The sequence below is a fragment of the Streptomyces sp. NPDC058662 genome (assembly GCF_042716255.1).
GTDB lineage: Bacteria > Actinomycetota > Actinomycetes > Streptomycetales > Streptomycetaceae > Streptomyces.
This window is the reverse complement of the sequence record NZ_JBHXRU010000084.1, coordinates 21,463-28,353: the sequence shown is the minus strand read 5'-3', so window position 1 is coordinate 28,353 and position 6,891 is coordinate 21,463. Positions and strand designations below refer to the sequence as shown.

The 6,891-nt window shown below is 72.7% G+C and carries 9 protein-coding genes; 6 read left to right on the top strand and 3 right to left on the bottom strand.

From position 1 onward, the window contains the following. Nucleotides 1-41 precede the first annotated feature (41 nt). The 3 genes from ACFWUQ_RS24530 to ACFWUQ_RS24520 all read right to left on the bottom strand — a co-directional run bounded on the left by ACFWUQ_RS24530 (nt 42) and on the right by ACFWUQ_RS24520 (nt 2,097). Nucleotides 42-203, bottom strand: coding sequence for a hydrophobic protein (locus tag ACFWUQ_RS24530; RefSeq protein ID WP_384541782.1), 162 nt, complete (start codon nt 201-203; stop codon nt 42-44). Between the two features lie 97 nt (nt 204-300). Continuing rightward, complete coding sequence (locus ACFWUQ_RS24525; RefSeq protein ID WP_384541779.1) at nt 301-774, bottom strand: hemerythrin domain-containing protein; 474 nt, start codon at nt 772-774, stop codon at nt 301-303. A gap of 168 nt (nt 775-942) precedes the next feature. Then, nucleotides 943-2,097 (bottom strand): aromatic acid exporter family protein, encoded by a 1,155-nt coding sequence (locus ACFWUQ_RS24520; protein ID WP_384541776.1) that lies wholly within the window; start codon nt 2,095-2,097, stop codon nt 943-945. A gap of 137 nt (nt 2,098-2,234) precedes the next feature. Here ACFWUQ_RS24520 and ACFWUQ_RS24515 point away from each other — a divergent pair, with 137 nt between their 5' ends. The 6 genes from ACFWUQ_RS24515 to ACFWUQ_RS24490 all read left to right on the top strand — a co-directional run bounded on the left by ACFWUQ_RS24515 (nt 2,235) and on the right by ACFWUQ_RS24490 (nt 6,865). Further along, the gene (locus tag ACFWUQ_RS24515; protein ID WP_384541774.1) at nt 2,235-3,281 is read left to right on the top strand and encodes a YihY/virulence factor BrkB family protein; all 1,047 of its coding nucleotides are present in this window, start codon (nt 2,235-2,237) and stop codon (nt 3,279-3,281) included. Between the two features lie 115 nt (nt 3,282-3,396). Next, on the top strand, nt 3,397-3,810 hold the full coding sequence (locus ACFWUQ_RS24510) for a phage holin family protein (protein ID WP_384541772.1): 414 nt from the start codon (nt 3,397-3,399) through the stop codon (nt 3,808-3,810). Beyond that, nucleotides 3,807-4,271, top strand: a complete 465-nt coding sequence (locus ACFWUQ_RS24505; protein WP_384541769.1) for a DUF3618 domain-containing protein — start codon at nt 3,807-3,809, stop codon at nt 4,269-4,271. Before ACFWUQ_RS24510 ends, ACFWUQ_RS24505 begins: the two co-directional genes overlap by 4 nt. Beyond that, nucleotides 4,268-4,534 (top strand): DUF4235 domain-containing protein, encoded by a 267-nt coding sequence (locus ACFWUQ_RS24500; protein ID WP_384541766.1) that lies wholly within the window; start codon nt 4,268-4,270, stop codon nt 4,532-4,534. Before ACFWUQ_RS24505 ends, ACFWUQ_RS24500 begins: the two co-directional genes overlap by 4 nt. 296 nt (nt 4,535-4,830) lie before the next feature. Further along, nucleotides 4,831-5,283, top strand: coding sequence for an SRPBCC family protein (locus ACFWUQ_RS24495; protein WP_384541763.1), 453 nt, complete (start codon nt 4,831-4,833; stop codon nt 5,281-5,283). Further along, complete coding sequence (locus ACFWUQ_RS24490) at nt 5,276-6,865, top strand: phytoene desaturase family protein (protein WP_384541760.1); 1,590 nt, start codon at nt 5,276-5,278, stop codon at nt 6,863-6,865. The genes ACFWUQ_RS24495 and ACFWUQ_RS24490 overlap by 8 nt, the downstream gene beginning before the upstream one ends. The last annotated feature ends 26 nt before the right edge of the window (nt 6,866-6,891 follow it).

Genomic DNA, 6,891 nt, shown 5'->3' with positions numbered 1-6,891 from the left:
CGTCTGCCGTGCCGCGCTCGAACAGGCGCTCTCGTCGATCGCTACCAGCGGTACCAGCGGCCGCTACCGCCCTTCGGGCGGACGCGGAATCCGATCAGCCACAGGACCAGCACCGCGATGGCCGCCCACCACAGGAGCTTCACCGCGAAGCCCGCGGCGAAGAACACCAGGACCAGCAGGAGAACGAGGAGCAGGGGAACCATGGTTGTCAACCTCCGAAGCGCCGTCTGCCCGACCCCGTGGAGAGCATGCGTGCGTGACGGTGCGTCAAGGGCGGAGCGGCCGGAGAGCGGGGGCCGCCTACTTATCCGCGCTCGGGACGTCCAGGGGGTCGGCCGGCGCGGTCTTCTTCGCCGCCTCCATCCGCTCGCCGAGTTCCGTGAGGCGGTTGCGGCCCATGGCCTTGCGGACGTCGGGGAACCACTCCTTCTCCTCCTCCTCGACGTGGTGGCGGACGTTCTCCATCAGCACGCTCATCTTGGCGTCGAACCGCTCGTCGGCCGGGTCGAGCCCCTTGAGTTCGGAGAGCATCCACAGCACGACGTGGTGCTCCTCGACGCTTTCGAGGACATGGTCCTTCGTGTCGGGCGCGGCTTCGCGAGCGGCCGGGTAGAAGATCTTCTCCTCGATCCACGCGTGCGTGGTGAGCTCCTCGATCACCTGGTCGGCGATCTCCCGCTTCGTCGCGTGATCGTCGTCGCCGGCCTTCTCGAACTGCTTGAACAGCTTCTCGACCGTCTTGTGGTCTTCCTTGAGCAGTACGATCCCGTCCACCGGATCTCCTTCGCGTCGTCCCTCGGGCGAACAGCCGACCGCCCTGACCCCGTGTACCCGGTGGCGTGGTGGCGACACTGTTCGCCGGACGGGATGCCTCGTACAGGCGACGTCCCTACGCCGAACGCTGACGCCCCGCACTTCTGCGGCCGTCGGGCAAGCGCCGGTTCAGGAGGTCCCGGCGAGCGTGCGGCCCCCCGAGCGGAGGTCCGCCAGGAGGCGCCCGGCGTCCGTGAGGAGCGTGCCCTGCACGGCGTGCACATCCGGGGAGGCCGCCGCGGCGGCCCGGTCCGCCCGCTGGACCTTGTCGAGCTCCTCGGCGGCCGCGTCGATCAGTTCGTCGAGGCGGCCCGGATCGGTACGAGTGGGCCGGCCGATCTCCCGCATCGCGCGGGCCGCCGCCCGCAGGACGGAACCGAGACCGGTGCGGAAGGCCGGGGACAGGCCGTCGAGTTCGCGGCCGGCCAGGGCGTGGTCCAGCGTCCGGGTCATGGAGCGGAGGTGGTCCGTGCTCCGCTCGGCGACGGCCACCGCCTCACGGGCGCGGGGCAGCGCCCGCTCCGCGCCGTCGATGCTCCGGCGCGGGTTCAGGCGGCCGTTCTCGATCTCGGTCTCGATGCCGTGGCGCAGGCGCTCGCACTCTGAGGCCAGCAGACGGCCGTCGCGGCGCCAATGACTGGTGTGATCCCGGTCGGGGTCGCTCGCTTCGAGCGTCCCGGCCAGCCCGTCCAGGCGACGGCCCATGGTGGTGTACAGCTCGGCGACGGCCTGCTGCCGGTGGACCGTGTGCCGGGCGGGAGCCAGGACGAGGTGGGCGGCGAGCCCGCACAGCGCGCCGATGCCCACCGAAGCCACCAGGTGGCCGACGTAGTCGATCTCCCCCTGACCCGAGGAGAACGCGAAGAAGCCGACGACGGCGACCTGCGTGCCCTGCTCCCCGAACCGCTGGATCCTCCCCACGACGAGCGCGCTCAAGGTGAGGATCCCGAACGTCCACCCGTGGATTCCGGCCACGGCGGCCAGGGTGGCGGCGAGGGTGGCCCCCGCTGCCATCGCCAGCGCGTACTGGGCGCATTCGCGTACCGACCGGTACACCGTCGACTGCAGCGCCAGCAGAGCCGCGAACGGCGCGAACGTCGAGACGGCCGGCGGGAGCAGGTAGCGGGCCAGAGTCCAGGCCGTCATCGCCGCCACCACGGTCTTGGCGCCGAGGATCAGGTCGTCCCGCTCCCGTCCCTCGGACCGCACGGCCCGCCGCAGGTAGCCCGCCCGGTCCGCGGCCGCCGACCGGACGGCTGCCGGAACACTTGTCCATATGGGCAAGATCGATCACCTCCTCGGCCGCGTATGCCCTTGCGCCCCGGGGCTAACGGTCGGGGACGCCGGAGCCCGGGGCGAAGAAGTTCGTCCCGGGGCCGCGGCACTGACATGACTGGCGCCGGGCTGGACAGCCGCAGGGTATGAAACTCCCACCCAACCGAGGCCATGGCAGCGACCACGACCATGGCGACACCAAGCGCAGCGCCGACGCGGGGCCGGACGCGCAGGTCGAGGAGCGGGCCCCGGACCAGCCCACGGAGCTGCCGGCGCGGTCCTGGCGGGCCGTGCTGCGCGGCACGTTCAAGGAGTTCCAGAACGACGAGCTGGCCGACCGCGCCGCGGCCCTGACGTACTACGGGGTGCTCGCGCTCTTCCCGGCGCTACTGGTGCTCCTGTCCCTGCTGGGCGTCGCCGGCGCGTCCGCGACCCAGCAGGTGCTGGACAACCTGCAGAAACTGGCCCCCGGATCAGCCCGGGACGTGATCAGCGACGCCGTGCAGCAGCTGCAGGGCCAAAGCGGCGTCGGATCCCTCCTGGCGATCGTCGGCCTCGTCGTGGCCGTGTGGTCCGCCTCCGGCTACATCGCCGCCTTCATCCGCGCCTCGAACGCGGTCTACGACATCCCCGAAGGCCGCCCGGTGTGGAAGGTGCTGCCCCTGCGGCTGGCGCTGACGGTGACCCTGATGGTCCTGGCGTGCGCCAGCGCGCTCATCGTCGTCTTCACCGGCGGCCTGGCCCGCCAGGTGGGCACCGCCCTCGGGATCGGCGACAGCGCCCTGACGGTGTGGTCGATCGCGAAATGGCCGGTCCTGGTGCTCCTCGTGACCATCATGATCGCGCTGCTGTACTGGGCCGCCCCCAATGCCAAGGGCCGCGGCTTCAAGTGGGTGACCCCCGGCAGCCTCCTCGCTCTGGTCATCTGGATGCTCGCCTCGGCGGGCTTCGCCTTCTACGTGGCGAATTTCGCCTCCTACAACAAGACCTACGGCACCGTCGCGGGTGTCATCGTCTTCCTGATCTGGCTGTGGATCACCAACCTCGCGATCCTCCTCGGGCTGGAGTTCGACGCCGAGATGGTCCGTCAGCGCGCGATCGCGGGCGGGATGCCGAAGGACGAGGAGCCGTACGTCGAGCCGCGCGACACCCGCGCGTGGAGCGACGAGGACCGCCACCGCATGGAGCAGTGAGCGGCGGCGCCAGTCGAAAGGATCAATGCCGCGCGGGACGGGTGCCGCGCGGAATGCTGGGTACTCGCGCCACTGACAGTGACGCGGACTGAGGATGAAGGCAGGGTGACACGCCATGAGCACGCTGGAGCGGCAGACCCACAGCACCGATGAATCCGTGAGCGTACTGGTCTCGCGCGCCTCCCGGCAGATGTCGGAGCTGGTCCGCGAGGAGATGCAGCTGGCCCGGGCCGAGATGACCCAGAAGGGCAAGCGCTTCGGCAAGGGCGGCGGGCTCTTCGGGGCCGCCGGCCTGATCGGCATCCTGGCGGCACAGGCCCTCATCGCGGCGTGCATCGCGGCCCTCGCGCTGGTCCTGCCCGTGTGGGCCGCGGCCCTCATCGTGGCGGGCGTGCTGGCGGTCGTCGCCGCCGTCGCGGCCATGGCCGGGAAGAAGGAGATCGCCGAGGCCGGTGCCCCCACCCCCGAACTGACCATCGACAGCGTGAAGGCCGACGTGGCCGAGATCAAGGAGAAGGCGCACCGATGACGAACGAACCGCGCACCAATATCGGCACCCCCACCCCCGAGGAGCTGCGCGAGCAGGTCGCGCAGACCCGCGACGAACTGGGGCAGACCGTCGAGGCGCTGGCCGGCAAGGCCGACGTCAAGGCCCAGGCGAAGGAGAAGGCAGCCGCCGTGAAGGAGCAGGCCGCGGAGAAGACCGCCCTGGTCACCGACCAGATCCGGGCAGCGGCCCAGCAGGCCGTGCAGGTGGTCAAGGACAAGACGCCCGACCCCGTCCTCGACAAGGCGGCGCAGGCCTCGGAGAAGATCGTCCAGGCCACGTCCCGCGCCGGCCACCTGGCAGCCGAGAAGACTCCGGACCCGGTCCTCGACCGGGCCAACCGCGCCGCGACGGCGGCGCGCGCCAACAGCAAGCCGCTGCTCGCCGTCGGCGCCGCGCTGGTCGTCCTCCTGCTGATCCGACGCGCCCGAGGCCGCCGATGAAGGCGTCGAAGGTGGCGTACAGGCCGGTCGGGCTCGCCCTGGGCGCCGTCAGCGGCATGATCGCCGGGGCCGCCTTCAAGCAGGCCTGGAAGGTCCTCGAAGGCGACGGCGACGCACCCGATGCGACGGACGAGCACCGCTCGTGGCAGGAGATCCTGATCGCGGCGGCCATCCAAGGGGCGATCTTCGCCGTGGTCAAAGCGACGGTCGACCGCTCCGGCGCCATCGCGACGCGTCGGATGACGGGCACCTGGCCCGGTTGAGCCCGCACGATCGAGCCCCGGCCGGTGGGGCGCCCCCGCGTTCCGCGCGGAGGACGCTCCACCGGCCGACGCGCGCTGCGCGGTGCGCTGACCGGCCGGTCTGCCCACCGCGGGCCCGCCTCATCGGTCGATCTGCCCACCGCGGGCGCCCCGCCCCGGCCGCTTCCGCACTGAGGACGCGCCCGGCCGCCCCCGCGTACGGCGCCCGACGCGACCGGGCCCGCGAACGGTGGGACGATGGCATGACCCTGCGGTAGAGACGCTCGTACAGCCCTTCCGGCAGAAGGAAACCCCTCATGGCCGTCCGAAATCAGCTGGTCCGCCGTCCGCCGCGTGAGGTGTGGGCGGTTCTCGCCGATCCGCGCCGGTACGGGGAGTGGGTGGTGGGTCCGTCGGAGTCGACGCCGCTGGATGCGGTGTGGCCGCAGGTGGGTGCGCGGTTGCGCTATTCGGTGCGGTTGGGTCCGTGGTCGGCCGAGGGGGTGACGACGGTACGCCATCAGGAGCCGGGCCGGGAGCTGGAGCTGGAGGCGGCGTTCAAGTCGCTGGGGACGGCGCGGATCCTGCTGCAGCTGCGGCCCTGGGGCGAGGAGACCCTGGTCGTCTGCGACGAGCACCCCCTGCGCGGCCTGGGTGGAAAGCTCCACAACTCCGTGACCGAAGCGGCCCTCCAACTCCGGCACCGCGGCATGCTCGCCCGCCTCGCCCGGATGGTGGAGCAGCGGCCCGTCGAGGTCGGCCGTGCCTGACGCCGTCGTGATCGGCGCGGGCCCGAACGGGCTGGTGGCCGCGAACCTGCTGATGGACGCGGGCTGGAGCGTGGAGGTCCTGGAGGCGCAGGAGGAGCCCGGCGGTGCGGTCCGCAGCGACCGCGGGGTCCACCCCGACTACGTCTCGGACCTCTTCAGCGCGTTCTACCCCCTCGCCGCCGCCTCCCCGGTCCTCGCCCGCCTCGACCTCGACGCCGAGGGCCTGCGATGGAGCCATGCGCCGAAAGTCCTGGCCCACCCGCTCCTGGACGGCCGGTGCGCCGTCCTCGAACGCCGGGTGGAGGACACGTCCGCCGGGCTGGAGGCCTTCGGCCCGGCCGACGGCGACGCCTGGCGCGACATGTACGAGGTCTGGAGCCGGCTGGGGCCCGATGTGGTGCGGGCCCTGTTCACCCCGTTCCCCCCGGTCCGGGCCGGCCTCCGGGTCGCCTCGCGGCTCCGCGCCACCGGCGGCCTGCGACTGGCCCGCAACCTCGCCCTGCCCGTGCGGCGGCTGGGCGAGGAGGAGTTCGCGGGGGAGGGCGGCCGGCTGCTGCTGGCCGGAAACGCCCTCCACGCCGACCTCGCGCCCGAGGCGGCGGGCAGCGGCGGATTCGGATGGCTCATGTCGATGCTCGGACAGACGTACGGTTTCCCGGTCCCCGTCGGGGGCGCCGGCGCCCTCACCGCCGCACTCGTACGCCGGCTCCGGCGCGGCGGCGGCACCCTGCGCTGCGGGGAGCGGGTCGCGTCCGTCGTCGTACGGGGCGGCAGGGCCGTCGGGGTCAGGACGGCCGGCGGGGAGGGCGTCAGCGCCCGCAGGGCCGTGCTCGCGGATACCTCCGCGCCGGCGCTGTACCAGGACCTCGTCGGCGAGGAGTACCTGCCGGCCCGCCTGCTGCGGGACCTGGAACGCTTCCAGTGGGACTTCGCGACGTTCAAGGTCGACTGGGCGCTGACCGGACCGGTGCCGTGGACGGCGCGCGCCGCCGCCGGTGCGGGGACGGTCCATCTCGCCGACGGCGTCGACGGGTTGACCCGCTTCGCCTCCCAACTCGCCATGGGGCAGGTCCCCGACGAGCCGTTCGTCCTCTTCGGCCAGATGACCACCGCGGACCCCAGCCGCTCACCCGCCGGTACCGAATCGGCATGGGCCTACACCCACCTGCCGCAGCGCATCGCCTCCGACGCGGGCCCCGACCGCATCAGCGGGCGCTGGGACTCCCGCGAGCAGGAAGCCATGGCCGACCGCGTCGAAGCGCAGGTCGAGCGGTTCGCTCCCGGCTTCCGCGCCCTGATCGGGGCCCGGCGCATCCTGGCGCCGTCCACCCTCCAGGCCATGGACGAGAACCTCCGCAACGGCGCCATCAACAACGGCACCACCGCCCTGCACCAGCAGCTGCTCTTCCGCCCCACTCCGGGCACCGGCCGGCCCGAGACCCCCGTCAAGGGCCTCTACCTCGCCTCGGCGGCCGCCCACCCCGGCGGCGGTGTCCACGGCGCTCCGGGTGCGAACGCGGCCCGGTCCGCCCTGCGCGCCCACGGGCTGGGCGGCCTCCTGCACCGCGCCCAACGCGGCTGAGGGCGACTCCGCCACCCCGGCGGGGG

Coding starts and splice junctions, on each gene's coding strand:
- ACFWUQ_RS24530 (WP_384541782.1), bottom strand. CDS start 203: ATGGTTCCCCTGCTCCTCGTTCTCCTGCTGGTCCTGGTGTTCTTCGCC.
- ACFWUQ_RS24515 (WP_384541774.1), top strand. CDS start 2,235: ATGAAACTCCCACCCAACCGAGGCCATGGCAGCGACCACGACCATGGC.
- ACFWUQ_RS24510 (WP_384541772.1), top strand. CDS start 3,397: ATGAGCACGCTGGAGCGGCAGACCCACAGCACCGATGAATCCGTGAGC.
- ACFWUQ_RS24505 (WP_384541769.1), top strand. CDS start 3,807: ATGACGAACGAACCGCGCACCAATATCGGCACCCCCACCCCCGAGGAG.
- ACFWUQ_RS24500 (WP_384541766.1), top strand. CDS start 4,268: ATGAAGGCGTCGAAGGTGGCGTACAGGCCGGTCGGGCTCGCCCTGGGC.
- ACFWUQ_RS24495 (WP_384541763.1), top strand. CDS start 4,831: ATGGCCGTCCGAAATCAGCTGGTCCGCCGTCCGCCGCGTGAGGTGTGG.